Consider the following 25771-nt stretch of genomic DNA (forward strand, 5'->3'; position numbering starts at 1 on the left):
CCAATGAAAAACCCTTTCAAATCATTAAGTAAACAAGTAATTCGTATAGCTTATGCATACTCTTAAAAGGACGCCTTTTTTAAAACGAATAGCTAACAAGAATAATTATCAAAACCATTACAGCATGCCCCAACATGAGAAAGGATGATAATAATTATCACTCCTTATTTTTCGCCGCAGATAAATATAAAATATATTTTTCTGCGGTTTTTATTTCTCTGCTTCCCGTGCATAATGCGGCAAATAATTATTTTGCCTGTTAATATCTGGAGCCGCTATGCTGACTGCCGAAATGACCGCTCGCCTGAACGATCAGTTAAACCTGGAATTCTTTTCCGCCAACCTCTATTTGCAGATGAGCGCCTGGTGCGCCGACAAAGGGTTTGAGGGGGCCGCCGCCTTTCTGCGCGAGCACTCCCGCGAAGAGATGCAGCATATGCAGCGCCTGTTCAACTACCTGAGCGATACCGGCGCCATGCCGGCGCTGGGCAGCATCGCCGCGCCGCCGGTGACCTTTGACTCGCTGAACAACGTGCTGGAACAGGCCTACGAGCACGAGCAGCTGATTACCGCAAAAATCAACGAGCTGGCGCATGCGGCAATGACGTCGCAGGATTACTCTACCTTTAACTTCCTGCAGTGGTACGTGGCCGAACAGCATGAAGAAGAGAAGCTGTTCAAATCCGTGCTGGATAAGCTGGCACTGGTCGGCACCAGCGGTAAAGGGCTGTTCTTTGTTGATAAAGATCTGATGCAGATGAGCACCTCAGGCGAGCAGGCCTGAGTAAAAGGGGCGAAGCGTTCGCCCCTGAGGATGTTGACAAAACCGTGCCCGGTCAGCAGGGCGCAGTCAAGCTGGTGACTGGCGGCAAAAACCGGCTGCTTTTCTGCTACAGCGCCAGCCGGTAGAACTTTGTGTCCACCTTCATCACGGGGAAAGCGGCCGGTAGCGCGGCTTGCGCCACTTCGCTAAAGCCGTGCTTCTCGTAAAAACGATGCGCCGCCAGAAATTTCGCGGTGGTGCCCAGCCAGACGTCACGGAGCTGCCGCTCGCGAGCGTGCGCGAGCAGCGTTTGCAGCAGGCTATTGGCCACGCCGTGCTCCCTGCCTCGCCAGTCTTCCGCCACGAACATTTTCCGCAGCGCGGCCTGCTGCTCGCCGATATCCTTCAGGCCGATACAGCCAACAACCCGATCGTCGACCGTCGCCAGCCAGAAATCGCCCGCGCCCTGCTGATAAAAGGTCGGGATATCGCTGAGATCCGGCTGCTGCTCTGCCGAAATCGCAATACCGAACTCGTGATTCTGGATCGGCAGGATCAGATCTTTTACCCCCGCCTGGTAGCGAGGATGGTAGCGCTGCACGATAAATCGCGTCGTCATGGCGAAGATCCTTACTCAGCCAGCCTGTTGCGCGACGTTTTGCAGACAGGTGGCGAAGACGCCTTCACTGATGCTCTGCGCTACTTCCTGTTCATCATGGCCCGCCTCAACCTTGAAATCCGCCCACCATTCCGCCAGCGTGGTGCCGTCGTTTTTCGGCGTCAGCTTCACCACCGCCACGTAATCCGTGACCGGCATGATGCCGTCCAGAATCGCGTAGTGCAGCTCCCAATTGGCTTTATCCAGCTTTACAAGGCGCTCGCGCACTATGCCATCGGGCAGCGTCAGCTTTCTGACCACGCCGACCTTGCTTTCGGTAGCGCCATCTTCCAGCTCGCTGGAGGAGATAGCCGGATGGATTTTCGGCAGGCCGTTAAAATCGGCAATCAGCGGCCAGATTTGTTCTGGCGTGGCGGTAATGATGCGGCTGGTATAGGACGAGTGCGACATAGTAGAAACCTCTTAGCGTAAAAATTTAACTTTAGCATGTTGCTGCTCTTTCCCGTTGACCGTCAGAGCTAAGCCAGCACCAGCGCCTGGCTCTGCTGGCGAAACAGCCTGGCCAGCTGCGCGCCCATCGGCGTCAGCGCGGTATCTTTACGCCGGATCAGGCAGAAGGTCGCCCTGGGCATTTTTTCCCGCAGCTTTAGCGCCACCAGCCGATGGCCGACCAGCGGATCGGTAAAAAAATCCTGCGACAGGATGCTGACGAAATCGCTCTGGGCCAGCAGGCTGGCGCAGGCCATAAAAGTTTCGCAGGTGATGGTGATAGCGGGTAACGGGCCGCTGTCGGCGAAGAGATCCTGCAACAGCTGATAGTAGCTGCCGTTGGGCGAAGGCATGGTCCAGCTACAGTGGCGCAGCGCTTCCAGCGAGGTGGCGTTCGCCAGCGGATGGCCTTTGCGTACCACCACGCAGTAGTCGCGCTCCATCAGCGTTTCGTAGCTCAGCTCGTTGTCCTGATGGCCGGGAGACCAGGTATTGATGGTGAAATCCAGTTCGCCCTGACGCAGCTCCGGCAGCAAGGTCACCAGCTGGCCCTCCAGGATGCGCACGCTGACTTCGGGGAAGAGGTGATGAAACTGAGTTATCACCTTTGGCATCAGCGTGCGGGCGATGCTGCCGCCCACGCCGATATTGACCGAGCCGCCCGCCTGGCCCAGCCGCTGCTGGATCTCTTCCTGCGCGACCCGCAGCTCCTCCAGGATCAGGCTGGCGTGACGAAAAAAATCTTTGCCTGTCGCCGTAAGCTGAACGCCCTGCCGCTGCCGGATAAACAGCGGCGCACCCAGCGCTTCTTCCAGTTCCTGCACCGATTTAGAGAGCGCGGGCTGCGAAAGCTTCGCCACCCGGCTTGCCGCCCGGATACTGCCCTGACGCGTCACTTCCACAAATGCACGAAGCTGGTGCAGCTTGATCGATGCGGGCATAAAACCTCCTTGTGGGTGATAACCGTTGTTTATCAGTCAAAAGATATTGTCATCTTCTGCGCGCCGAAACCACTGTGTAGAGTCGATAAACCAGCATTTTTTGTACTGCTATTAAAGGAACCAGAAATGGAGCAAGCCGTAACCGATTTTGTAAAAGAGATCTCTCCCCGCCTGCAACACTGGCGTCGCGATTTGCATAAGTTCGCCGAGTCCGGCTGGCTTGAATTCCGCACCGCCACGCTGGTGGCCGAAGAGCTGCACCGCCTGGGCTGGTCGCTACAGCTGGGCAAAGAGGTGATTAAAGCGGAGGCGCGCATGGGAGTGCCTGCTGCGGAGGTGCTGGCGCAGCAGGAGCAGCGGGCATTGGCCCAGGGCGCGCTGCCGCAGTGGCTGCCGCACTTTTCCGGCGGCTTTTGCGGCATCGTCGCGACGCTGGCGACCGGGCGTCCCGGCCCGGTGATGGCGTTTCGCGTTGATATGGACGCGCTGGACGTGGTGGAAATGCAGGCGCAGGCGCATCGCCCTTTCGCTGAAGGATTCGCTTCCTGCAACGAAGGCATGATGCACGCCTGCGGCCATGACGGTCATACCGCGATTGGGCTGGGCGTGGCGCAGGTGCTGAAGCAGTTTTCCTCGCGGCTGTGCGGCACCGTCAAACTGATTTTCCAGCCGGCCGAAGAAGGCACGCGCGGCGCAAAATCGATGGTGGAAGCGGGCGTGCTGGATGACGTGGATTTTTTTACCGCCATTCATATCGGCACCGGCGTGCCGGCCGGAGAGCTGGTGTGCGGTAGCGATACCTTTCTGGCGACCACCAAAATGGATATCGCTTTTCGCGGCGTAGCCTCGCACGCGGGCGCGCGGCCGGAAGAAGGCAAAAACGCGCTGCTGGCGGCGGCGCAGGCCACGCTGGCGCTGCATAACCTGCCGCAGCACAGCGGCGGCAGCTCGCGTATTAACGTAGGCGTGCTGCAGGCGGGAACCGGGCGCAACGTCGTGGCCGATCGCGCGCTGCTGAAGGTGGAAACGCGCGGCGCCACCAACGACATCAATGATTTTATCTATCAGCAGGCGCTGCGAGTGGTGGCGGGCGCGGCGGCGATGTATGACGTGCAGCACGAGGTAAAGCTGATAGGCGCGGCGCGCAGCTGCCAGCCGACCCGGCCCTGGGTGAACTATATCCGCCAGCAGGCCGCGCGCATTCCGGAGCTGACCTCGCTGGTCGACAGTCGGGGCCAGCCCGCCGGTTCTGAAGACGCCACCTATATGATGGAGCGGGTCAAGGCGCGCGGCGGCCAGGCTTCCTACATCATTTTCGGCACGCAGCTAAGCGCCGGTCATCACAATGAGAAATTCGACTTTGACGAGGCGGTGATGGCGACGGCGGTCAAAACGTTGGCCGCCCTCGCCTTTCATATCGACAGCTTTACCAACGAGTAACGACCGCGTATGGCGACAGCACCGCACCGCTTTCATCGCCAGGCGCACCAACGGCGTAACAAGCCGCGCGCGGAGACAGCACCGCACCGCTTTAATCGCCAGGTGCACTAATGACGTAACAAGCCGCGTGCGGAGATAGCACCGCACCGGCAGTAAGGCACGGTTTTTGCACGTGCTTTTGCAGCAAGGCGTCGCAGACGCTGCCCGAGGCTGGGCCCGATCCCAGCCCGACAATAAAAAAGCCAACACAACAGAGGGTAAAACATGAGTGATACAACCGCGCCGGGAAAAAGTCCCGGCAGAGTCTTCAGCTGGGTTGAGCGCATCGGCAACAAGGTGCCCAACCCGTTCTTACTGTTCGTTTATCTGATTATCGTGCTGATGGCGGCAACCGCCGTGCTGTCGTGGCTGGACGTTTCGGTGATCAATCCCGCCAACGGCGAGGTCATTCGTGTTAAAAACCTGCTGAGCGTGGCGGGTTTGCAATGGATCCTGCCGGGGATCATTAAAAATTTCAGCGGATTTACACCGCTGGGATCGATCCTGGCGCTGATGATCGGCGCGGGCCTGGCGGAAAAAGTGGGGCTGCTTCAGGCGCTGATGCATAAGATGGCGTCATTTGTCAGCGCCCGCTACGCCAGCTATATGGTGCTGTTTATCGCCTTTTTCAGCCATATCTCATCCGATGCCGCGCTGGTGGTGATGCCGCCGCTGGGGGCGCTGATGTTTATCGCCGTGGGCCGTCATCCGGTCGCCGGGCTGATGGCGGCTATTGCGGGCGTCGGTTCCGGTTTTACCGCCAATTTGCTGATCGTGACTACCGACGTGCTGCTTTCCGGCATCAGTACCGAGGCGGCGAAGGCGGTCAGCGATACCGTGCACGTCAGCGTGCTGGATAACTGGTTTTTTATGGCCAGCTCGGTGGTGGCTTTAACCCTGGCGGGCGGTCTGCTGACTGACAAGTTTATCGAGCCGCGCCTGCCCGCCTGGCGCGGCGAATCGCAGGACGGACTGGCGAAGCTGACGCCGCTGCAAAATCGCGGTCTGCGCATCAGCGGCATCGCTTCGCTGGTGTTTATCGCGCTGGTGGCGCTGCTGGTGGTGCCGGAAGGTGCACCGCTGCGTCATCCGCAGACGGGCAGCGTGATCCCCTCGCCTTTTATTCAGGGCATCGTGCCGCTGATTATCCTGTTCTTTTTTGTGGCCGGGATAGCCTACGGCGTGGCGACCAGGCAGATCCAGCGACCCAACGACATCCCGCAGCTGTTGATTGAGCCGATGAAAAGCATGGCCGGTTTTATCGTGATGGTCTTTCCGCTGGCGCAGTTTGTAGCCTTTTTTAACTGGAGCAACATGGGCAAGTTTATGGCCGTGGGGCTGACCGATCTGCTTGAAAAAGCAGAGATGACCGGCGCGCCCGCCTTTATCGGCCTGATGTTCCTCTCTGCGCTGCTCTGCATGTTTATCGCCAGCGGTTCGGCAATCTGGTCGATTCTGGCGCCTATTTTCGTGCCGATGTTTATGCTGCTGGGCTTTCATCCCGCTTTTGCGCAGATGATTTTCCGTATTGCGGATTCGGCCGTGCTGCCGCTGGCGCCGATGTCGCCTTTTCTGCCGCTGTTTTTGGGCTTTTTGCAGCGCTACCGCAAGGATGCGCAGCTGGGCACCTATTACGTCCTGATTGCGCCCTACCCGCTGCTGTTTTTTTGCGTCTGGCTCCTGCTGCTGCTGGCATGGTACGCGCTCGGCCTGCCTATCGGTCCCGGCGTATGGCCGACAATGCCGACCTGATCCCAATGGAACAACGGGCATAAAGTTGATGTGAATCAACGGACAAGATGGAAATATCGGCCGCCGGACGCGCTATCGTTTATAGTCTGAGCGCCTGAAGGAACCCATGCAGGGAAATGCCGAAACCGGCTACAAGGAGAGGAAATGAAGCCAAAAATCAGTGTGCTGGCTCTGAGTCTTGCAATTATAACGCTGCTCGCGGGCTGCGATCGGCAAGAGACGCGGCCGGTGAAATTTATCAATCCTGACAAAGTTATGCAGGATTCAGGGCTGGCGGAGCAGCTGAAAACGCGGCTGCAGACGGTCGATCAACAGCTCCGACAGGGTCTGAAGATGGCGCAGGAAAACGGCGCCAGGCTGCCGGAGGAGAAACGACGCAGCGCGCTGCTGGCCGATCGGCAGCTGCTGGATCTGGAGTGGCAGCATGAGCAGCGCCGGGCTAACGGCGTCGCGCTGAAAGCGATAGCGGAGGCGGCCGGAAAGTACCGCGAGCAGCACCAGCTGCTGGCGATCCTGCCTGCGCAGGCCGCACTGGCCTTTGCGCCGGAAGCGGATATCAGCGAAGCGCTGGCGAAAGAGCTGAAAGGGAAAACCCTCGATTTCGGCGCGCTGCCAAAAATCGGCGTTAAAAGCGAGGAGCCAACGGCGGCAGAAGCCAGTACGCAAAAATAGCGCCGTATTACAGAGGAACCGGGGCGATGGCCGCCCCTTTTTTATCCTTTATGCATATCAGCCGCCGCTGACAGATCCAGCCGCTGCCAGAAGTTCTGCTCCGGCGTGGTGCCGGAAAGCGGATAGCCTGCGGCGATAGCGGTCGCCACCATCCTTTGCCGACGCTGCTGCGCGCTCAGCTGCGGCAGCGCCGTTTCCAGCAGCACCTCAGCGCCTTCCGGCACCACAACCGCTTCCTGCTTCACTTTCTCCTGCGGCAGATCCCAGGTCATGGCAAAGCGTGCAAACTGCTGCATCTGCGGCGCGGCGTAAGGATCGGCTGCCCCGGATGGTCTGGCGCACTCGGCGAGCGAGGTGCCGCACTCTTTCTCCAGCGCGTCGCGCAGCTGCTGCTTCGCTTCAGCAAACAGCGGGCGATACTTTGCATCGTTGAGATAGTGCGCCACATTACGCTGCGCCACCATACGGGAGCCAATCAGATCGATCGGATAGTGCACGCCCAGCACCATGCGCGAATAGCCGTAGCGCGCGGCGCGATCCATCAGTGGTACAAAGCGTTCCGGCACCATTTCGCCCAGCAGCAGCGCATCGGTCCATGCCGTATTGGTGTGGCCGCTGGGGAAAGATCCTTCGTTCGCCTGATAGGGCTGGTTATCTTTCACCACTGCCGTATCCGGCACCGCATGGATAGTGTTGCCCGGCATCAGGAAAGGACGTGGATAGTTAAAGTGCGCTTTGGCCGCGCCGGTGCTGACTTCGCTGGCCTTGATCAGCGCCGCCGCCTTACCCATCTCGCCTTTGGTGTAGGCGTTCAGAAAGGCCTGACCCAGCTTCGGCCCCAGCGCGTCGGCCAGAAAAAACAGATGGTTTTGCCCTTCCGCATCAATAATCGCCTGACGACGCTGGCCGTCGGTCGCATCGAGGTTAACCTGCGCCACGCGCTGCATGCTGGCGTCCAGCTCGCTTTTCGGCAGCGTGGTGAAAGCGCTTAGTAGCGCGATGCCCGCCTGCTGATTGGCTTTTTTAGCAAAGTCGTAGCCGCTCGCCTTCAGCCAGCCGCGATCCGCCAGCTTATCGCTCTGCGCGGTTTTCTCCAGCTGCGCGCGCGTCAGCTTCGCGGCATCGCCCTGCAACGCGCCGATCAGATCTTGCTGGATTTGAGCGTCAAAGGCCGCGAACCGGGCATCGCTGCTGGCGGGCGTGGTGGTTTCAACAATCCTCTGGATGCTATCGAAGTCAACGGGCGTGGTTTTTGCCTGAGCAGCCTGCGCCAGCAGCAGCGCGCTGGCCAGCAGAGAATAACGAAAGCGCATAAAAGTTCCTTAATTTAAGTCGGTTAGCTTTATCGGCTTTTATGCTGGAAGAGGTTGATGACAGGAAAGTGACAACTTATATTTTGAAACGAATTGGCACAGCGATCGGGCCGCCTCCCTGCGGCCTGCCGGGTTCTTTAGCCGCCGACCACCGGCTTTTTGCTTTTATCCAGCGCCTGCATAAAAGCGTCGTCGAGATGCAGATGCTGGCGTACCAGCTGCGGCGGCGTCGAGGCCAGCCACTGATTCAGCGAGATATCCGCGTAGTAGCTGCTTTTAAACAGCTCCAGAAAACGCAGCGGCTTGTCGCCGGTGTTTTCCACATAGTGGCCCATCGCAAAAGGCACGTAGCCGACATCGCCCGCGCGAAAATCGAAGGTGCGTGCCTGGCCCGAAGAAGCAAACACGCCCATCCGTCCTTCGCCTTCCAGGTAGTATTGCCACTCGTCGGTATTGGGATGCCAGTGTAGCTCGCGCATCGCGCCCGGCTGCAGCTCCACCAGCGCCGCCGCGATGGTTTTTGACACCTTAAAAAGGGAGGAATCGGTAATCCGCACCGTGCCGCCCTTTAGCGTGATGGGCTGCTGCGCCAGCATCCGGTGACTGAAAGCGGTGGTGGAACGGGTCGCGCCCGCAATGGCGTCCTTTTGCAGATCGCCCGGCGGTGTGGCGGCGAAGATATACTCATCGGCCGGTGAAGGAAGCTTGCTGAAGGTTTCCACCGGCACGCCAAAGTTTTTCGCCAGCACTTCCGGCGGCACGTGCTTAAACCAGTCGCTGAGCAGAAAAGTGCTGTCTTCGTCAAAGCCGCCGTTATCAAACGCCAGCAGGAACTCGCAGCCGTCCGGGCCAAGCCCCTGTATCGAGTGCGGCACGCCGGAGGGGAAATACCAGAGATCGCCCACGCCGACGTCGTCCACAAACCAGTGGCCGTCGACGTCCAGCGCGGTGATGCGCGCCTTGCCGTACAGCATATAGGCCCATTCGCCCTCTTTATGCCAGTGCAGCTCGCGGATGCCGCCGCTGTTAAGGCGCATATTAACGCCGGCAATGCTTTTGGAAACGCCCAGCTCGCGCTCGGTGATCTGCCGCGTCCAGCCGCCGCTGCCTTTACGCACGTGCGAATCGCTATAGGAAAAACGCAGGTTGGGCAGCGTGCCGCTGTCGGTAGCGGGCGGATTGACGATATCGGGATTTTCTCCCTGACGCAGCGGATCGTGCGGGCCGGGATCGCTGCCGCCCATCTGGCCTGTCCAGGGTTGCGCGGCCACGGTGCGATCGTGAGCATGAACGGAGCCAGCCGCCAACGCAACGGTGCTGCCGGCGGCAAAGGTCATAAAGCTGCGACGAGTAATAGGATTCATGTCTGCTTCCTTGTGTCGAAGGGTTAAGGCGCATCGCGCTGCATAGCGGACGCGAACTTAAGCTTAACTACACAAAAATCAACAGAACCTCACCGGGGAAAAGCTTAAAAACGCTGAAATGTAAGCAATAACACATCAAATAATTTTGTTGATAGTTCAGATAAATTTATAAAATTTGGTCTACGCGACAACATAATCATGACGTTACAGCTTTGTTAAACGTTTTTGCCAGCAGCAATGTCCGCCCTGACCGTTTCGTCATCAATTATTTTTATTAAGAGGGAGGAGAAGAGCGCAACACCTGGTTACGTGGTTACGCAGAACGAAAAATATCGCGGCGGCATTATCACGCTGCGGACACGACCGCACGGGCCTGTGGCGCAACCTTTACCGCTGTTTGCCGGATGATCAGTACCGCTCATCCTGTCGCGCAGCCTTTGTCGCTGTTTACCGGGCGGTAAGAGCTGGTCATCCTGCCCCGGGCGCAACGCTCAGCCGCGCGCCTGCAACCGCTTCGCCAGCGTTAACGCCAGCTCGTAGCCGCCCTGCTCCAGGGAAAGCGCTTCGCCTTCGCTGAAAGCCTGCCGGGTCAGGCCGGTCAGCACCGCGCCGGGCGGCACCTCAATCGCCAGCCGGACGTCGCGCTCGTTGGCCGCTATCATCGCCTCATGCCAGCGCACAGTGCGCGACATATTATACGCGAGGTCATCCGCTATCTGCGCCGGCTGCCAGAGCACGCGGCCGCTGCTGCTGCTCAGCCAGGCGCGACGCGGGCGAACAATCGTTACCGCTTTAAACGCCTCCGCCAGCTTTGCCGCCGGTTCCGCCAGCAGCGCGCAGTGTGAAGGCACGCTGACCGCCAGCCGGTGCGTTTTCTGCGCGCCTGCGGCTTTCGCCCTTTCCGCCGTCGCCTGCATCGCCGCCTCGCTGCCCGCAATCACCAGCTGCCGTTCCGCGTTGATATTGGCCAGCCAGCTCTCTTCTCCCAGCAGCGGCTCCAGCTCGCTCTGGGTCAGGCCGATAATCGCGGTCAGGCCGTAGCCTGCCGGATAAGCCTGCTCCATCAGCTGCCCACGCAGCGCCACCAGCCGTAACGCGTCGTCGAAGGCCAGCGCGCCCGCGACTACCGCCGCAGGATAGGCGCCAATGGATAAACCGCTGGTCATCGCAAACGCCAGGCCCTGTCGCTCCAGCTCCCGCGCATGCGCCACGCCCGCAATCAGCAGGCACAGCTGTACCGCGCGCGTATGCCGCAGCGCCTCTGCCGAATCCAGCGCCGAGGCGTCTTCATTCAGCGCTTCGCTGGCCTCTTTCAGGATTGCCTCGCCCTGAGGCAAATTTTGCAGCATGCCGGGCTGCTGCGGCCCCTGTCCGGGAAAGGTCAGTAAGATTTTCATCGCGGCGTCTCCCATGGCGCGGCGGTCAGGAAAGGGCCGCCATCGGTTTTCAACAGCACTTTGCCGTCGCGCAGCCACTCCGCCAGCGCAAAACCGCCCAGCCTGGTTTCCAGCTGCGTATCGGCACGGCAAGGCAGGCTGGCGCAAAGGCTTTGCCAGCGCTGCAACGCCGATGCGGCGGGCGGCTCAGGCGCGCGGATCAGTAAATCCAGATCGCTGCCCGCGTGCATTACGGCTTCGCCGGTCGCCAGCGCATAGCCCAGGCTGCCGGTGACGCCCCATGCCCACGGCCAGTCCGCCTGCGCAAGCCGCAGCGCCGCCTGAACGGGCGGCAAAGTATAAAAAGGGGTGTGCGGCAGCCGATCGATAAGCGCTTCCGGCGACAGCACGCGCACCACAGCCGCAGCGTCAACCCAGCCCGCCGCGCGCTGATGGCGGGCCGGGCCGCGTACGCCGACGGGAATACGTCCCTGCGCATCCCTGTCGCGTCGCACCACCAGCGGCAAAGCCGGCTGCCAGTAGGCGACCCATTCAGGCAAATCGCCCTGCAATGCTTCACGATCGCTCAGCCAGAGCAGATCGTGCGGCCGAACATCCATTGCTACATTCCTGCGGTTAATGAAATAAACAGCGGCAGCGTCACTATGCTCAGCACGGAGGTGATCAGCAGAGTGGCTTCCGCATCCGGCGACTCCACGCCGAAGCGATTGCCGAACACCACGCCAAAGAAGCCCGCCGCCAGCGCGATCATCAGGATCGAGGTGATCGCCAGCGGGCCGTGCAGCCCCAGCGCCAGCACAATGCCCCAGGCGATAAAGGGCTGAATAAGCAGTTTAGTCACGCTGGCGACGATCACCGCCTGATTGATCCTGATCTGACGTGCGGAGAGGATCAGCCCGGTCAGAAACAGCGCCGTCGCGGTAGCGGCCAGTCCCAGCGGCCGGATGGTAGAGAGCAGCAGCTCCGGCATATGAAAGCCAAAAGCGGAAAGCACCACGCCCAGCAGCGGACACCAGACGATAGGCTTAATCACGGATCGCCACATCAGTATTGGCAGCATCGTGGCGCTGGAGTGCTGCGTGCCCTCGGTTTTCGCTTTTTCACGCTCGAGGATCAGCAGGCAAAACGGCGTCATCAGCACCGAGCCACAGGCTATCGACACGGCGACCGACAGCGAGGTTTCGGGCGTTGAGCCGAGCACGCTGCCGAGGATCGGCAACCCCAGCGCGGCGTAGTTGGGCAGCGCGACGGTCAGAGTCAGCACGGCGGCATCCTGCGGCGCTTTGTGAAACACGCGGGTGCAGAGAAAATAGATGGCGGCGTAGGCTATCCACATCGCCAGCACCAGCACCACTACCAGCGGCGCCTGCCCGACGATACCTGCCCAGGGCGTTTGCACCGTGGCGGTAAACAGCGCCGCCGGCAGGGCGAAGTCCATGACGAAAACGTTCAGCAGGGCAACGTTGTGGTTATCGACCTTCTTTGCCTTACCGGCGTAAAAACCCAACAGCATAATGACGAAAATTGGAGCCAGAGCATGAACGATCACGTAAGTCATAACTTGCGCCTCGCAGGCTGAACGCGTCAGGGCAGGATTGCCCGCTGTCTTGCTGGATTACCAGGCCGCGCGCATTTTTTCGCGCACCAGCGCGGAGCTGCGGCGGTTTTCGCCCTTAAGGCGATGAAGAGCGGGATCTTTACGCGCCGAGCTGACCGCCTGCTCCAGCGATGCGCGAACCCGCTGAACATCGTCATCTTCAGGCGCATCCGGCGAGGCGATATCCAGCAGCTCTTCCAGCAGACCCAGCGTCTGGTAGTTGCCGATGTCGTAAGCCATTGGCGCAATGGTCTGTGCCAGCTGTTCCAGCGCCTCGATGCTGCGCAAGGTGATGCGCGCCGCCGCCGCTTTGCCCATTGCGTGCACCATCACGCCCGGATCGTTAAAGGCGATCAGCCGGTTTGCCTGGTAGCCGTGCGCCAGAAACGCGCCGGACATCGCTTTACCGACGATCAGCCCGATCACCGGGTGTCCGGCCAGCCTCGCTTTGGCATAGGCGCCTACCGCCGCCGCCAGCGCCTGGTGGATGCCGAACGCCTCTTCGCGACGGCCATAGGCCTGGCTTGGTACGTCAATCACCGCCACAATCGCCCGCTTCTGCGCTTTATCCGCATCCGCCACGATCGCTTCATCGATGACTTTGGCCAGCGTCCAGCCTTCCAGCAGGCCGACCTCGCCTTTAGCGGCGCGCGGAAAGTGGTTTTGCTCGTCCGGCACCACCGCAATATAACGCGCGGTTTCTTCGCCCAGCGCCGCATCGGCCGCCTGCACCGAAGGGCAAAGTCCGCCCAGCCTTTCAGCCCCGTTGGTTAACAGGCTGAGCCATTTTTCACCACGACTGACGCTCATCCGCGATCCTCCCTTGCATAGACTTCGTTAACCTGCTGCGCATCGGCCTGTCGCTCGGTGTTCATTTCGCTCAGGCGCGGCAGATAGTAGCTGTACTCGTCCGAACGATGCTGTGCGGGCACGCCGCGCGCGATCGCTTCGTTCATCGCTTTTTTCACCGCATTGGCGCCGTCGGGCACCAGCACGTCGGCCAGCCCGCTGCGATAGCGCGCTTCGCCGCCGGTCATGCTCCAGATAAAAGGCCGGTCGCGGGAATCGTATTCCGCAATACCCGCCTCCTGTTCGATAACCTGCGGGCCGTTGAGGCCGAGCCTCGCTTCACGGGTGACGATCAGCGAGCTGCACAGCCCGGCGGCAATAGACATCCCGCCAAAGCAGCCGACCGTACCAGCGATGATGCCGATCACCGGCGTATAGCGACGCAGATCGACGATAGCGGCGTGGATATCCGCAATGGCCGCCAGGCCGAGGTTGGCTTCCTGAAGGCGCACGCCGCCGGTTTCCAGGCAAAGCACCGCCCGCGTCGGGATACCTTTGCGGTTATCTTCGGCAGCCAGCTCCAGCGCCGTCGCCATTTTCGCGCCGGAAACTTCGCCCATGCTGCCGCCCTGAAACGATCCTTCAATGGCGACGACCACCGCTGGCTGACCGTCGATGGTACCTTTCATCACCACCATGCCGTCATCGGCCTGCGGCACGATGCCCTGCGCAGGCAGCCAGGGCGACATAATGCCGTCAAAAGGATCGAGCAGCTCGCGTCCGCTGCCTTCGTCCAGCAGCAGCCGCGCGCGCTGGCGGGCCTTAAGTTCGATAAAGCTGCTGTCATCACGCATCTGCGGCCTCCTCAAAAACCTGCTCAATACGAATACGCGCCACGCCAGGCGTCGCACCGAAATCGTGAATGGTCATCTCGCCCGCCGGCAGCCCGGAAAACGCGCTCAGGCGATCGAAAAGCGCCCGCCAGCGTGTTCCGCTGTTGTCGACGGAGGTGGTCAGGTTGACCGTCAGCTGCTGGCCCGCTCCGGCCACAAACAGCACTTCCATATCGCCCGAGCCCACCACGCCCGCCAGCGCTTTACCGCTGAGCTGTCGCGTGGCCGACAGGGTAAACGTGATCTGTTCCATAAAATCCTCTCAGAAAGTGGTGTCGCCCAGCCTGTCTACAAACAGCGTGGCGGCAAGTAAATCGGCGGCGCCGCCGGGCGAGGCGTTCAGCGACAGCATGTGTGCGTCCAGCCTGGCCAGCGCGCGCTGCCCGTGCGGCGTTTGCGCCCCTCCGGCATCCAGCACGGCGCGCGCGCCGTTCTGCATCGCCACCAGCCCGTAAAGCCCGGCGCGGGAAAGTACGCAGGTATCGCTGAGCGAAATCATGATCGCCATCAGCGCGTTCAGCTGTGCCTGCGCTTCCGTCGCCCCGTCGTGCCTGCTGTGCCTTAGCTGCGGCAGCCCAAGTTGCATAATGTGGGGAAAGCCCTGCTGCGCCTCTTCGCGCGCGCCGGGCACCTGATAACGGCGCGTCGCGCGCAGCCCTTTGCTGAAGAGTTTCGGTGCCTCGTCATCCGGCAGCTGTGCCAGACTGGCCGCCGCCTGCGCGACCTGACGCTCGCTGCCCTCACCTGCCAGCATGGCGCTGGCGCTGACCAGCAGGCCGGTTGCCCAGAGCGCGCCGCGATGGGTGTTGACGCCGCGCGTCGCCTGCATCATCTGCCGTTCGCCTTCACGCCCCAGCCTGCCTACCTGCTGCCGCAGCGCGATATCCGCCGGACGCTGCCAGCAGTGCAGCGCCAGAGCATAAAACGCGGGCGTAAGGCTGCGCGCCGAAACCTCCATCAGCGCCAGCGTCAGATCCCGATGCGCGCCGCTGCCTCTGCCATCGACCAGGCCGGGCTTGGGCGTCAGCCGGGCTTCGTCGATCAGGCAGCGCGTAGCCAGCTCCGCCAGCCGCGCGGCCTGCCGCTCAATATCGCTCAGCGAACATGAAGAAGGTTTCATTACCAGCTCCGGAACTTAGCCGGCGGCTGATAAAGCCCGTCCGACCACTCGACCAGCTCCGCCACGCTGCCCGCCGCCAGCAGCGAACGGGTGGCTTCGGTACGGCGAATGCCTAAATCTTCCGGGAAGGCGACTTTGCCCTCGCGGCGTAGATCGGCCACTCTTTTCGCGTCCACGCCCAGGCCGATATCGGTAATGCCCGCCACCGCCGCCACCATTGCGCGGCGCTCCTCCAGCGATTTGGCGCGATAGAGATAGGCGATGCCCTCTTCGGTCAACACGTGGGTGACGTCATCGCCGTAAATCATCACCGGCGCCAGCGGCATCCCTGAGGCTTTCGCCACGTCGACCGCATCCAGCTTTTCAACAAAGGTCGGCTTGCCGCCGCCCTGGAAGGTTTCCACCATCTGCACTACCAGCTTGCGGCCGCGCGCCAGCGGATCCGGCTCGTCAATCATCGCCAGCCAGGCAGGCGTGGCGTGGCGACGGCCGTGCGGATCGTGCCCCATATTCGGCGCGCCGCCGAAGCCGGAAAGCCGACTGCGCGTCACGGTCGAGGAGTTAGCCAGGCCGTCGACCTGGAGCGTGGAGCCGATAAACATATCGACCGCGTACTGCCCCGCCAGCTGGCAAAACGCGCGGTTGGATCGCATTGAGCCGTCGGCGCCGGTAAAGAAAACGTCGGGACGCGCCGCGACATAGTTTTCCATGCCCAGCTCGCCGCCAAAGCAGTGCACGCTTTCAACCCAGCCGCTCTCTATTGCCGGGATCAGCGTGGGATGCGGGTTCAGCGTCCAGTGGCGGCAGATTTTGCCTTTCAGCCCCAGCTTTTCGCCATAGGTCGGCAGCAGCAGCTCGATGGCGGCGGTGTTGAACCCGATGCCGTGGTTCAGCGACTGCACCTGATGCTCGGCATAGATCCCCTTGATCGCCAGCATTGCCATCAGGATATGCTCCTGTTTGATCAGGCGCGGATCGCGGGTAAACAGCGGTTCGATAAAGAAGGGTTTGTCGGCGACGACGACATAATCGATCCAGGATCCCGGAATATCGACGCGCGGCAGATCGCACTCGTCATCGACCAGTTCGTTGACCTGAGCGATAACGATGCCGTCGTGAAAAGCGGCGGCCTCCACCAGCGCGGGCGTGTCTTCCGTACTCGGCCCGGTGTAGAGATTGCCCTTGCGATCGGCTTTATAGCCGGCAATCAGCGCCACGTTAGGTGCGAGATCGACATAAAGCCGCGCATAGAGTTCGACATAGGTATGGATGGCGCCGATTTCCAGCTGGCCATCTTCCAGCAGCTGAGAAATACGCAGGCTCTGCGGCCCGGAGAAAGAGAAATCCAGCTTGCGCGCGATCCCCTTTTCAAACAGATCCAGATGCTCGCTGCGTCCGACGCTGGGCATGATCATATGCAGATCGTGCACGATCTCCGGATTAACTTCGGCCAGGCTACGTGACAAAAAGTCCGCCTGTTTCTGGTTATTACCTTCCAGCACCACGCGATCGCCCGGCGCGATCAGCCTCTGTAGCAAATCGACCAGATCGTCGGTCGGCAGCACCTTGCCGTTGATACCGAGCTGCTCGATGCGGCGTTTTTTTTCACTTCGACGTGTATCCCATACGCGGTTGGACGTTTGTCCCGGCAGCATGTAAACCTCCGTAACGCAGTAGGCGGGGGATCGGCTTATGCAGACGACAGCGCCGATCCGGCGGATGAATTTGAAGGTAGCCGCCGGTGAAAGATTGCGCAAACCGATGAAAAAACAATTGGGTAACCAGCGATGACAAAATATTTTTTTCACAGCTTGCCGCTGGCCCTGCCGGGCGTGGCGCTGTTTTAGCGGCAGAACCTGTGGCGCCGGGCCAGTGCTGCGCTGTGGATGCGGCCCGCTTCGGCAAAGAGACGCGTACGCCAGTACCCGTCTAAAAAAGAGACATTATTAAAAAAATATTTGGCAAAGCGCGCCTGACGGGGCAGACGCGCTGAGAAGAAGGGAATGGATCAGTTCTGTAAAGGATGCCAGATTTCAGTCACCGCGCCTTCACCGCCGGTGAGGGGATCGTGCTGCGGTACAGGTACGCGCTTAATAGCCAGTAGCGAGGCTTCCACATCTTCCAGATCGCTGCGTCGCGTCACCGGCTCCATGCCCTGTGGATAGGCGCCGACGGCAAAAAAATCTTCGCTGCCCGCCAGCTGCTGATGGCCAACGCCTGCCGGGATCAGGATCGCATCGCCCGCGTGAACGGTGACCGCCCTGCCCGTTTCGCCGCCGAAAAGGATTTGCGCCCAGCCAGCGCCGATACCCAGCAGCTCATGGGTGTTGGGATGATAGTGGGTATAGGGATAAATCGGATAGCGCCAGCGCGGCGTCCAGCGATGGCTGGCGAACGTTTCTTCAAACCAGGCCGCCACATCCTCCACCTCACCCGGCACCGCGCGCGGATAAATAATCAGCGGCAGCGGATTGTTCGGCACGCCGCTGGCTGGCTGAAAGGTCATATATTGCGGATTGTTCGACATACCCGCAGAAAAGGTGCCGGCTGCAAAAGACATCATCGCAAGCAGGTTACCAGCATGGGTTAGCATAAGATGCCTCCTGTAATTTCGGTGTTAATTAATTGTGGCACCTGGCGGCAAAGATGCAATCATTACGATCGGTTTTTGATCACATAACTTCTTAATTTTTCTCGACTTAACTCAAATTATTCACCCGCCTGCCTCGGAGGCAAAATGTAAGGCCATTTTGCATTCCGAAAATAGCCCACGCGCCTGCCAAAAAAAAACGATTTAGTAAAAACAGGCTGGTTTTAAAAAGAAGAAAATAAAATTAAACGGCGGCTTAATCACTTAATAAACATAAGGGATTGATCACCGGAAAAATGGGAAAACCGCGCTAATGCCCCTGGCTAACCAGGAGGTTAGTTCATGGTTGCTCGCTATCTGATTCATCACGGGCTGGTTGATCCGGATTCAGCATCGCTGCTGCATTGTGAAACGGCCGAGCAGCGAAAGCCGGGCAATGTCGGTTAAAGCTGCCGATGACTCTGGCATACTATCCTGCTGCCGGAAACGCACGCGCCGGTGACGGCCACTGCTCCTGTGCGCTCCCGCAAAGAGAAGCGGAAACCCACCGCAGAAGCCACCGATTGCCCGCCTCTGGCGCTCGCCGTGCCTGATGCAGAACATAATGTCGCTTACCCTGATTGCCGGGCTCGGTTTATAGCTGCCCGAAGCGGGCGCCTGTTCACGGCCGCCCGCCGCCTGTTATGAAAAAGCTTCCCTGCGCGCAGCCCGATGGCTGGCGGCAAAAAGCGCGCTCAAGCTTTCTTTATCCAGTTCAGGTGAAACCGCCGTCAGCAGCAGGAGCAGGCTAAGGGCACGCCGGCAAAGGTCGGCAAAATTATTCTCCCAGTCGGTAACGAGATGACCGGGAAAAAAGTTATGGCAGAGTTCATAAAACAGAAAATTACCGAGGATCTTTCGTCGCGCGCTGCTCGCTTTTTGCAGGCCGCGCCACGTCTGCCGTAGCGTCTCCTCACCCTTTTTCCGCATCGCTTTCAGCTTGTGCAGTCTGGCGTCGCTATCCACCAGTAACCATATCGGCAGCGCCTCCAGACGTTGCCCGGCGACCGGCGGAAAGCCGTGTTCATCCTGCTGCAGGCAAAAATCCTGCACCAGCCGCTGGCGGCCAGCGGGCTGTAGCCACGTCTCCAGCAGCGCGGCCCGCCGCTCCGGGTCAAGCGGGCCAGACTGGCGAATAAAACCGTACAGCGCATAGAGCAACAGCACAGGCTCAGTCCGGAAAGCGGCAAACAGCCGCAGGCAGTGCTGATTCATCTGTAAACGCTCTGCGGAGAGTTCGGGTAAATGTTCGGCCAGGTCTTCGCTGACGCTCAGGGTACAGGACGCCGTCAGGCTCAGGATTTCCGCCGCCGCCCGGTTGCAGCTGATATCCGCGCTGTGGCGCACGTGGTTATTCCAGCGAAACTGCAGCAGCGGCGAGGCGCCGTCGCAGCCAGAGCAGCCGCAGAGATGAATGTTTTGCCGCAGGCGCAGAACGTAATCGGGCGTCCAGACGCTGGCCGTCACGCCTTCCGTTAATAATGATCGTGCGCTATCCGTACCATTTTCTTTTCTGCTATGGATGCTGGCAAAATTATTTTTCATCGTTGTCACGCCGCCCCGGGTTGGATTGAGCAAAATAATTAACAAAAAAACAATATTTCCCTATTTTCATCCTGGCAATCCTTACCTGATTTAACTTGTTATCTGTTTATTTGAAGGCAGCTTAATATTTAAAAACAGAATTAACCTGGTGCTTCATCCGTTATTAAGAGAGTACAAACATATAACAAGCCAGCGGCCATAACAAATCGGCACGTCACGCATTTTAATTGCCGAAACCTGTAATTAAATTAAACAAAAGCGTATTAGCACCTGGCGCGGACAGATTTCTGTCGCCCGCCTTTTTCAAGGCGCCACTCGCTTTTTTCATTATGTTTCTTGCGCTTTCAGGCAATTTATTTCCCCTGGTGATAATAGATCCCGTTATCGATTAACTTATTTATGCCGAAAAAAAAGAGGTATATAAATTGAAAGAGGCTGTTGTTCCGGCTGCGGCGGCGATCCCGTCGGCATTTCACCCCGCGCGCTCCGCCTGCGGCAGTCGGCGGCCGTTCTGACGCATTCTGGTAACAAGAACGTTAATTTTGTTATATGGGCAACTGTTATAGCTTTATTCGCATTAACTGTGTCTGCCCTTCTTGCGCCAGGTGTGGTCTACTGATGCCTGTACCAAGAGGAGGTTCAGAGTGGAAGACGTTAAACAGATCCTGCTGCGCGAAATCGACACCCTTAATCGTGAAGAACAGCGCGATAACCGACCGCGTTTCAGCTTCAATTTTCTGAAAAGTCATCCCGGCTTATGGGCGTCGATGTATGTCTGCTACGCCCTGACCGTGGCGCTGATTTTTACCACGGAGTTTCTGGGCTGGCCTGCGTTCTGGGGCGCCACTTTTTTCGTGCTGCTGATGAGCGGCCTGATGCTGCTGGATGTCAATCCGCGCTACCGCTTTGAGGATATCGATACGCTCGATCTGCGCGTGTGCTATAACGGCGAATGGTATTATGTGCGTACCCTGTCCGACAAGGCGATCCAGGATATCCTTGCCAGCAGCCAGGTGCCGGACAACGTTAAGCAAGGCATTCAAAAGCTGCTGCAGCTGAAAGGCGAAGTCGATTTTTACGACGTTTATCATCTGACCTGGGGCCAAAAACGCGCCTCTGCCGTCTGATATGTCAGGGCCAGCGCTGGCCCTGAAGCATTTCCGCAATCAACCTGCCCAGCGTCGCTACCGCCGCCTCCCGCGAGTCATTCCATTCCCAGGCCGTATTAAAACGAAAATAGTTGGCATACTGCTCGCTGGTAGAAAACATTTTACCGGGCGCGATACTGATTTTCTCGCGCAGCGCCCGATAGTACAGCTCGGTGGTGTTAACCGCTTCCGGCAGCTCGATCCATAAAAAGTAGCCGCCCTGGGAGTCGTTGATTTTGGCGCTGGCGGGCAGATGCCGCCGCAGCGACTGCCGCGCCAGGCTTTTGCGCTGCTCCAGCCGCTGGCGCAGCCGGCGTAAATGCACGTCGTAGCTGCGGCTGCCCAGGTAGTCGACCAGCGCCAGCTGCATCGGCGCGCTGGTTGAGATAGTGCTCATTAATTGCAGTCGCTGGATGCGCTGCGCGTGTCTGCCCGCCGCCACCCAGCCCACGCGAAACCCCGCCACCAGATTTTTAGAAAAAGAAGAGCAGTGCAGCACGCTGTCCTGTTTCTCAAACGCCTTTGCCGGCAGCGGTTTTTCGCTGCCGAACCAGAGTTCGCTATACACATCGTCCTCGATCAGCGTCACCTGATGCGCCTCCAGCAGCGCCACCAGCTCCTGCTTTTTCTCGCGGCTTAGCGTGCAGCCCAGCGGGTTCTGCTGATTCGACATCATCCAGCACGCTTTGACCGGCAGCTTCGCCAGCGTGGCGGCCAGCTCCGTCAGATCGATACCGTGCTGCGGATGCGAGGCGATAGCGACAGCCTTGAGCTGAAGCCGCTCGATAGCCTGTAGCGCGCCGTAAAAACAGGGGTTTTCCACCACCACCCAGTCGCCGGGCGCGGTGACCGCCTGAAGGCTCAGGTTCAACGCCTCCATCGCGCCGTTGGTGATCACGATCTCTTCTGGCGAAACCTGTATGCCCTGTAACGCATAGCGCTTGGATAGCGTTTTGCGCAGCGCCTCGTTGCCCGGCGGCAGATTGTTTAAGGCGTCCGCCGGTTTTAACGAGTGCGAAACGGCGGAAAGCGAGCGCATCAGCTGGCGCTGCGGAAAGAGTTCAGGATCGGGAAAGGCGGAGCCGAAAGGCATGATGTCCGGGTCGCGACACGCCTGCAGCACCTCAAAAATAAAGTCGTTGATATCGACCGATTCCGTGAGCTGCACCTTCTGGTGGCTGGCGGGCTGGCTGAGAAATTCCGCCCGTGGCGCTACGTAGTAGCCGGACTGCGGCCGGGAGACGATCCAGCCCTGGCTCTCCAGCACCTGATAGGCGTGCATAACGGTCATCAGGCTCATCCCGCTCTGCGCCACCTGCTCGCGCAGCGAGGGGAGTTTTTCGCCCGGCAGCCAGATCTCACTGGCGATCTGCTGCTGGATTTGGTCGATTAACTGCAGATATTTTGCCAAAACTGTTACAGGCCCGTGCTCAGGAATGAGCAACTATTATAGTTAGCCGGGCCGCGATTAAACAGCTTTTGACACCGGGATCTTCTCCTCCGCCGCTTTTTTCTGTTCCGGCGTGCGGTTGGACTCGTGGTTGCCCGCATACAGCTTCAGGTGCGGCACCTGCTCAGGGGGAACCGGTTTGCCCAGCAGATAGCCCTGTAGCGAGTTGCAGCCCAGGCCGGTGAGAAAGGCCTGCTGCTCCTCCGTCTCTACGCCTTCCGCCACCACTTTCAGATTCAGCGTCTGCGCCAGCGCCACGATAGCGGTAACGATAGTGGCGTCTTCGCTCTGCGTATGCAGCTCGTTAACGAAGGCGCGATCGATTTTCAGCTCGCTGGCGGGCAGACGTTTCAGATAAAGCAGGCTGGAATAGCCGGTACCGAAATCGTCAATCGAGGCTTTCACGCCCAGTTCGGTCAGCTCGGTTAAAATACGCACGCTTTCGTCGGGATCGCGCATGGCGGTAGTCTCGGTCACTTCCAGCGTCAGCAGCTCTGGCGAAATCTGATGTTTCTTCAGCGCGGCGACCACCGTTTCCACCAGTCCGGCCTGCTCAAACTGGAGCGACGACAGGTTGACCGCTATCGACCATTGCGTATTGCCCATTCGATGCCAGACGCTCAGCTGGCGACAGGCTTCGTTAATCACCCAGTTGCCGATGCTGACGATCAGCCCGGTTTTTTCCGCCAGCGGCAGAAAAATGTCGGGCGACAGCAGCCCGCGCTGCGGATGCTGCCAGCGGATTAGCGCTTCAAACCCGACGATAGGGCCCTGCGGCGCGCAAAATTTCGGCTGGTAGAACAGGCGCAGCTCGTCGTGCTCCTGCGCCAGCCAGAGATCGTTGATCAGCTGTAGCTGGTTTTGCGCGATGGTGTTCATCGACGGCTGGAAGAAGTTATAGCCGTTACGGCCGTTGTTTTTGGTGTGGTACATAGCGGCATCGGCGTTGAACATCAGTTCCCGCTCGTCGTTGCCGTCGCCCGGATAGACCGCAATACCGATGCTCAGCGACACCACCAGCTCGTAACGCGAAATCAAAAACGGCTCGTCGATAGCCTTGACCAGCATATCGGCCACGGCGGCGGCATCGTTCGGCTCGCTGATTTCCACCAGCAGCACAAACTCGTCGCCGCCCAGTCGCGCCAGCGTATGGTGCCCGATCAGTAAATTTTTCATCCGCTCGGTGACCGCGACCAGCAGGTTATCGCCAACGTGGTGACCAAACGCATCGTTAACGGCCTTAAAACCGTCCAGATCCATAAACATCAGCGCGAAAGCGGTCTCTTCCCGCACGGCCTTGCTCAGCGCCTGATCGAGGCGATCTTCCAGCAGAATACGGTTAGGCAGGCGGGTTAAGTTGTCGTGCAGCGCCAGCTGGGCCAGCTCGCGGTTGGCTTCCGCCAGCGAAGAAGCCAGTACCGACGTTCTGGCCTGCAGGCGCGCGTCGAGCGTGGAAACCACCAGCGTAATACCCAAAATAGAGAGCGTCACCACCACGACCAGCATCGCCAGCCAACTGCTGTTCACGCCCATCTGCGTGGCGTGGCTGCCCATCGGGAAGCTGGCCGCCGCCATGCCGCTGTAGTGCATCCCGGCGATGGCGGCGCCCATAATCAGCGCCGCGCCGGCGCGCAGCAGCGCTAAATGCCCTTCGCCCTGACGTAGCTTAAACGCCAGCCACAGCGCGGCCGTTGAGGCGCCCAGCGCGATCGCTATCGACACCGCAATCCAGTGCCAGTCCCAGACGATACCCGGTTCAAACATCAGCGCGGCCATGCCGATATAGTGCATCGCCACCACGCCGGTGGCCATCGCCAGCGCGCCGACCATCAGACGGGCAAAGACCAGTTCACCGTAGCAGACAATCCACAGCGCAAAAATCGAGGCGACTACGGCTACAAACATGGAAATCAGCGTGAGCAGCGGATCGTAGCTCATCACCATCGCCAGGTTCATCGCCAGCATGCCGATAAAATGCATAGACCAGATGCCGATGCCCATCGCAAAGCCACCGCCAACCAGCCAGACGCGGGCCGCTTTCCCCGTAGAGGTTGCCACCCTGCCCGCCATATCCAGCGCGGTATAGGATGCCAGGAAGGCAACAAAGATGGAGACGATAACCAGTAGCTGGTCGTAGGAGCTCATAAGCATATGCAAATCTCTGAAGCAAAAGCCAGATTACTGGCACCGGGTAAGGGAATAATAAAGCTGATAAATCGATTTCAACAATTACGGTATCGGCTAAAGAGTAGTCAACTTTACCCCTGGTGGCATAAAGCGGCCATGCCCGGCTGCGGACTCGGGCTTAACCCATCTATCTCCTTATAATTAAACGGGTTTATTATCTGTTTTTTTTGCTTAACGACCTTAGCATCCGCTCTTTTTTTTGCCCAGCAAAACCCAGGGCCAGCGCTGATTATTTTTTGTCAGGCGTCTTTTTTCATGCTACAGCAAGCAGGTCTGCTTTTGTTTCAACTCATTAACAAAATTTTGCGTTTCGCTTAGCTCAGCGTTCAAGGCTGTTCTATAGTTTTAAACATAACAGAAATTGGTCAATCTGGCTTTTATCGTGGATAGCGACCAACACAGGTCTTTCCGGCTCTGCGTTTTACCTGCATCGCGGCCATTTTTTACGCTTTTACACCGGGCGAAAAAGCACTTCCATTGGTCTGATCGGTAAGGAATGATTATGAAAATGAAGCTTTTTTTGCTGGGCTGCGGCTTGGGTCTCGGCGTGGCCTCTTCCGGCTTTGCCGCCACCACGACGGGAACTATTAACGCCACGCTGGTCCTGACCACGGGTTGCCTGGTCAATGGCCAGACCGCCACCACCGGTGTTAACTTCGGTACCTTAGACTTTGGTAGCAGCGCCGCGACCTTTGATACCCTGAACGCCACCTTAGTTGGCGCGCTGGGCAACGGCATCTTTGTGCGCTGCACCACTGGTCAAACCTATAACGTGCAGCTCACCAGCAGCAACGCCGCGCCCGCTACCGTGTTTGGCGAAGTAACCGCGCAGCCTCGCTATCTGGTGCTGGGCAGCAACGCCACGCAGGGCATTGCCTATACGCTCTATAACTCCACTTCCTATACCACGCCCATCGCTAACAACACTAACCTGACCAGCACGGGCACCACGGATCCGACCAATGGCGACAACTACCCGATTTACGGTCGTATTACCGGCGGCGGTTTTAACGCAGCGATCCCGGCAGGTACCTATACCGATACGATTAACGTTGCCGTGAACTACTGATTGACGGCGGCAGGGAGCACGTCGTGTCGGGGCAGGAAAGAACATCGGCGGGCTGGCTTAGCCCGCTTTGTGTCGTGGTTTGCTGTATCAGCTTTCCGGCCGGAGCGCTGCCGACGCAGACTTTTCAGGTGACGGCGTCGGTAGTGAACGGCTGCGTGATTTCCGGCACCAATACCGGCGTGTTCGGCACGCTGAACTTCGGCACCCGCCCCGGCGTCGGTTCGGCTTCTGCCAGCGCCAGCTTTGTTCAAAGCTCCACGATTACGCTGGCCTGTACGCCGGGCACTGCGCTAAGCATGAGCATTAACGGCGGCAGTAATTATTCCAGCACGCGTAATCTTAAAATTGCTAATAACACCGATTTAGTGGCCTATGCGCTTTACACCAGCGCCACCGCCAGTGCGGCAAGTGCGATCCCGGTCAATCAGAACGTGGCGCTGACCTACAGTAACGCCAATAACATCACGCTGCCGATATACGGTCGGCTGCAGATGAGCGGCGTTCGGCGGGCCGGGACTTACAGCGACACGCTGACGGTGACGCTGAGTTGGTAAA

General features: G+C 59.1%; 24 protein-coding genes. 7 read left to right on the plus strand and 17 right to left on the minus strand.

Annotated features, from left to right (window positions below):
• Nucleotides 1-277 precede the first annotated feature (277 nt).
• Entirely contained in the window at nt 278-784 is a 507-nt protein-coding gene (gene ftnA / locus AB6T85_RS17135) for a non-heme ferritin (protein WP_369896250.1), read from the plus strand.
• Between the two features lie 106 nt (nt 785-890).
• Here ftnA and AB6T85_RS17140 read toward each other — a convergent pair whose 3' ends face one another.
• From AB6T85_RS17140 to AB6T85_RS17150, 3 genes are all read right to left on the minus strand, one after another.
• Complete coding sequence (locus AB6T85_RS17140; protein ID WP_253458336.1) at nt 891-1382, minus strand: GNAT family N-acetyltransferase; 492 nt, start codon at nt 1380-1382, stop codon at nt 891-893.
• Between the two features lie 15 nt (nt 1383-1397).
• On the minus strand, nt 1398-1832 hold the full coding sequence (locus AB6T85_RS17145) for an SRPBCC family protein (protein ID WP_253458333.1): 435 nt from the start codon (nt 1830-1832) through the stop codon (nt 1398-1400).
• A 68-nt stretch (nt 1833-1900) separates the two neighbouring features.
• Nucleotides 1901-2812: a LysR family transcriptional regulator gene (locus tag AB6T85_RS17150; protein WP_301250616.1), complete on the minus strand. Its 912-nt coding sequence runs from the start codon at nt 2810-2812 to the stop codon at nt 1901-1903.
• 126 nt (nt 2813-2938) lie between these two features.
• On the opposite strand from AB6T85_RS17150, the gene AB6T85_RS17155 reads away from it, so the two are divergent.
• The 3 genes from AB6T85_RS17155 (at nt 2939) to AB6T85_RS17165 (ending at nt 6715) form a co-directional block, all read left to right on the plus strand.
• Complete coding sequence (locus AB6T85_RS17155; protein ID WP_369896251.1) at nt 2939-4252, plus strand: M20 family metallo-hydrolase; 1314 nt, start codon at nt 2939-2941, stop codon at nt 4250-4252.
• 264 nt (nt 4253-4516) lie between these two features.
• Nucleotides 4517-6043, plus strand: a complete 1527-nt coding sequence (gene abgT, locus AB6T85_RS17160; protein ID WP_369896252.1) for a p-aminobenzoyl-glutamate transporter — start codon at nt 4517-4519, stop codon at nt 6041-6043.
• A gap of 144 nt (nt 6044-6187) precedes the next feature.
• Nucleotides 6188-6715, plus strand: a complete 528-nt coding sequence (locus AB6T85_RS17165; protein ID WP_369896253.1) for an OmpH/Skp family outer membrane protein — start codon at nt 6188-6190, stop codon at nt 6713-6715.
• A gap of 41 nt (nt 6716-6756) precedes the next feature.
• Here AB6T85_RS17165 and AB6T85_RS17170 read toward each other — a convergent pair whose 3' ends face one another.
• From AB6T85_RS17170 to AB6T85_RS17225, 12 genes are all read right to left on the minus strand, one after another.
• Nucleotides 6757-8028, minus strand: coding sequence for an acid phosphatase (locus AB6T85_RS17170; RefSeq protein WP_369896254.1), 1272 nt, complete (start codon nt 8026-8028; stop codon nt 6757-6759).
• A 137-nt stretch (nt 8029-8165) separates the two neighbouring features.
• A complete protein-coding gene (locus tag AB6T85_RS17175) occupies nt 8166-9392 on the minus strand; it encodes a cupin domain-containing protein (RefSeq protein WP_301730013.1) in 1227 nt (408 codons plus the stop codon).
• A 491-nt stretch (nt 9393-9883) separates the two neighbouring features.
• On the minus strand, nt 9884-10789 hold the full coding sequence (mdcH, locus tag AB6T85_RS17180; RefSeq protein WP_369896255.1) for a malonate decarboxylase subunit epsilon: 906 nt from the start codon (nt 10787-10789) through the stop codon (nt 9884-9886).
• Complete coding sequence (locus tag AB6T85_RS17185) at nt 10786-11388, minus strand: malonate decarboxylase holo-ACP synthase (protein WP_369896256.1); 603 nt, start codon at nt 11386-11388, stop codon at nt 10786-10788. The genes mdcH and AB6T85_RS17185 overlap by 4 nt, the downstream gene beginning before the upstream one ends.
• A 2-nt stretch (nt 11389-11390) precedes the next feature.
• A complete protein-coding gene (locus AB6T85_RS17190; RefSeq protein ID WP_369896257.1) occupies nt 11391-12347 on the minus strand; it encodes an AEC family transporter in 957 nt (318 codons plus the stop codon).
• Between the two features lie 57 nt (nt 12348-12404).
• The gene (gene mdcE, locus AB6T85_RS17195; RefSeq protein ID WP_253458315.1) at nt 12405-13196 is read right to left on the minus strand and encodes a biotin-independent malonate decarboxylase subunit gamma; all 792 of its coding nucleotides are present in this window, start codon (nt 13194-13196) and stop codon (nt 12405-12407) included.
• On the minus strand, nt 13193-14029 hold the full coding sequence (locus AB6T85_RS17200; RefSeq protein WP_253458311.1) for a biotin-independent malonate decarboxylase subunit beta: 837 nt from the start codon (nt 14027-14029) through the stop codon (nt 13193-13195). The genes mdcE and AB6T85_RS17200 overlap by 4 nt, the downstream gene beginning before the upstream one ends.
• Nucleotides 14022-14321: a malonate decarboxylase acyl carrier protein gene (gene mdcC, locus AB6T85_RS17205; RefSeq protein ID WP_253458307.1), complete on the minus strand. Its 300-nt coding sequence runs from the start codon at nt 14319-14321 to the stop codon at nt 14022-14024. The genes AB6T85_RS17200 and mdcC overlap by 8 nt, the downstream gene beginning before the upstream one ends.
• A gap of 9 nt (nt 14322-14330) precedes the next feature.
• Entirely contained in the window at nt 14331-15188 is an 858-nt protein-coding gene (locus AB6T85_RS17210; protein WP_369896258.1) for a triphosphoribosyl-dephospho-CoA synthase, read from the minus strand.
• Complete coding sequence (gene mdcA, locus AB6T85_RS17215) at nt 15188-16843, minus strand: malonate decarboxylase subunit alpha (protein ID WP_253458301.1); 1656 nt, start codon at nt 16841-16843, stop codon at nt 15188-15190. The genes AB6T85_RS17210 and mdcA overlap by 1 nt, the downstream gene beginning before the upstream one ends.
• A 353-nt stretch (nt 16844-17196) precedes the next feature.
• Nucleotides 17197-17781, minus strand: a complete 585-nt coding sequence (locus AB6T85_RS17220) for a cupin domain-containing protein (protein ID WP_369896259.1) — start codon at nt 17779-17781, stop codon at nt 17197-17199.
• 678 nt (nt 17782-18459) lie between these two features.
• A complete protein-coding gene (locus AB6T85_RS17225) occupies nt 18460-19362 on the minus strand; it encodes a hypothetical protein (RefSeq protein WP_301730009.1) in 903 nt (300 codons plus the stop codon).
• Nucleotides 19363-20006: 644 nt separating this feature from the next.
• Between AB6T85_RS17225 and AB6T85_RS17230 the strand changes: the two genes are divergently transcribed.
• Entirely contained in the window at nt 20007-20489 is a 483-nt protein-coding gene (locus tag AB6T85_RS17230) for a YlaC family protein (protein ID WP_125287235.1), read from the plus strand.
• Nucleotides 20490-20493: 4 nt separating this feature from the next.
• Here AB6T85_RS17230 and AB6T85_RS17235 read toward each other — a convergent pair whose 3' ends face one another.
• Both AB6T85_RS17235 and AB6T85_RS17240 read right to left on the minus strand, forming a co-directional pair.
• Nucleotides 20494-21921 (minus strand): aminotransferase-like domain-containing protein, encoded by a 1428-nt coding sequence (locus AB6T85_RS17235; protein ID WP_253458292.1) that lies wholly within the window; start codon nt 21919-21921, stop codon nt 20494-20496.
• A 57-nt stretch (nt 21922-21978) separates the two neighbouring features.
• Nucleotides 21979-24111, minus strand: coding sequence for a putative bifunctional diguanylate cyclase/phosphodiesterase (locus tag AB6T85_RS17240; RefSeq protein ID WP_301250627.1), 2133 nt, complete (start codon nt 24109-24111; stop codon nt 21979-21981).
• Between the two features lie 538 nt (nt 24112-24649).
• On the opposite strand from AB6T85_RS17240, the gene AB6T85_RS17245 reads away from it, so the two are divergent.
• A complete protein-coding gene (locus AB6T85_RS17245) occupies nt 24650-25216 on the plus strand; it encodes a spore coat protein U domain-containing protein (protein ID WP_125287232.1) in 567 nt (188 codons plus the stop codon).
• Nucleotides 25217-25290: 74 nt separating this feature from the next.
• Nucleotides 25291-25770 carry a Csu type fimbrial protein gene (locus tag AB6T85_RS17250; RefSeq protein WP_253461218.1) on the plus strand — a complete coding sequence of 160 codons (480 nt, stop codon included), beginning with the start codon at nt 25291-25293 and terminating at the stop codon, nt 25768-25770.
• Nucleotide 25771: the final 1 nt, after the last annotated feature.

Source organism: Erwinia aeris, from assembly GCF_041224955.1.
In the GTDB taxonomy this organism is placed as follows: Bacteria; Pseudomonadota; Gammaproteobacteria; order Enterobacterales; family Enterobacteriaceae; genus Erwinia; species Erwinia aeris.